Origin of the sequence: uncultured Campylobacter sp., assembly GCF_937949835.1 — a bacterium.
Lineage (GTDB): Bacteria > Campylobacterota > Campylobacteria > Campylobacterales > Campylobacteraceae > Campylobacter_B.
Window position 1 is genome coordinate 1 of sequence record NZ_CALEDC010000429.1, and the last position, 1,551, is coordinate 1,551.

Consider the following 1,551-nt stretch of genomic DNA (forward strand, 5'->3'; position numbering starts at 1 on the left):
CAGATATGATGCTGGCAGGCGGCGCGGACGAGCTGCACCCAAGCCAGGCATTCGTATTTGATAAGCTCTACGCGACAAGCTGCAAAAACGACACCCCTACCCTCAGCCCTGCACCTTTTGATATAGCGCGCGATGGACTGGTTTTGGGCGAAGGCGGCGCTATGTTCGTGCTAGAAAGCCTCGAAAGCGCACTTGCGCGCGGCGCTAAAATTCACGCCGAAATAGTGGGCTTCGGCACGACCTGTGACGGCACGCATATCACCCGCCCACAGAGCGAGACTATGCGCGCGGCGATGCAGCTGGCGCTCAAAGACGCCACGATTTCGCCGGATCTCATCGGGCACGTAAACGCTCACGCTACGGCGACCAGACAGGGCGACGTCGCAGAATCTACCGCAACGCATGAAATTTTTGGCTCGCAAACGCCCGTGAGCTCCTACAAAGGCTATTTGGGTCATACTTTGGGCGCGTGCGGAGCGCTAGAAAGCTTCATCTCGGTGATGATGATGAACGAGGGGTTATTCTATCCGAATCTAAATTTACGAGATATCGATCCGCAGTGCGCGCCGCTTAGATACCTCACGCAGCCACAGGAGATAAAGACGGACTACGTTATGAATAACAACTTCGCTTTCGGCGGCGTGAACACATCTTTGATTTTTAAAAAATTTATCGACTAAAGGAGAGAAAATGAAAAAATTTCTATTTTTCGTAGTTGCGACACTTTTTGTCGCTAATTCGGCTTATGCCAAAAACGATATCGTGCGCTTCCCAATCGCAGCGGCGCTTGCAGAGCCAGACGCTAAAGCCAAGCTTGATCCGAACATAAAATTCTACTTCGGTAACAAATCCGCAGGCAGAAAGATCACGCAGCAGCTAAGCTCGAACAAAAAAACAAACAGCATCAATAAGACCGATCAAGCCGCATGCAACCGCGCGTTTTTATCGGCGCTGCTTAGCTTTCAAGATCGCGCCAAAAAAGAGGGCGGCAACAAGGTCGTCAACATCACGAGCTACTATTACAAAAACGTTTTCGTAAGCGATAAAGAGTTTGAATGCGGCGTAGGCACGATAATGAGCGGTGTCACACTAAGAGGCTACATTGCAAAATAAGCTAAGCTTCGGTATATCTTACGCAAGCGCGATAATTTCGGGTGAGCCGGCGGAGTTTTATAAAAACCTCGCCGCTTGCTCGGACGGAATTTTCGAAGTAAGCTTAGGCGGAAATTCCGATCTCGCTTGCGATACGGATCAAAATTTTACGTATGATTTTACGTCAAATTCTACGCAAGATTTTACAGATATTTCGGACTATGAGCAGAATTCTATAAATTCCGCAAATTTTACGGCGTACAAAAATAACGAAAACGCGGGTTGTGACCTTGCTGCAGAAGGTTTTAATGAAAATTCTATTAAGCCCCACCCGGAGCTAGGATTAAAACAAGAAGCGAATGCGTCTAAATTTAGCTCCGCGCGCGCTTTTGATTGCGGCTCCGAAGAGGCGACGGAGCTTTATAAAAATTTCGTCGCGCGCGAGGACGAAGCTTTACA

3 protein-coding genes are annotated in these 1,551 nt (G+C 48.7%); all 3 read left to right on the forward strand.

Annotation, left to right across the window (positions count from 1 at the left end; all coding sequences use genetic code 11):
* The coding region (locus Q0256_RS09615) for a beta-ketoacyl synthase N-terminal-like domain-containing protein (RefSeq protein ID WP_297962517.1) at positions 1-680 on the forward strand (680 nt) is incomplete at its 5' end.
* Positions 681-690: 10 nt separating this feature from the next.
* Entirely contained in the window at positions 691-1,113 is a 423-nt protein-coding gene (locus Q0256_RS09620; RefSeq protein WP_297962519.1) for an excinuclease ABC subunit A, read from the forward strand.
* Positions 1,103-1,551, forward strand: a 449-nt coding sequence (locus Q0256_RS09625; protein ID WP_297962521.1) for a hypothetical protein, incomplete at its 3' end; no start/stop codon positions are given. The genes Q0256_RS09620 and Q0256_RS09625, both read left to right, overlap by 11 nt.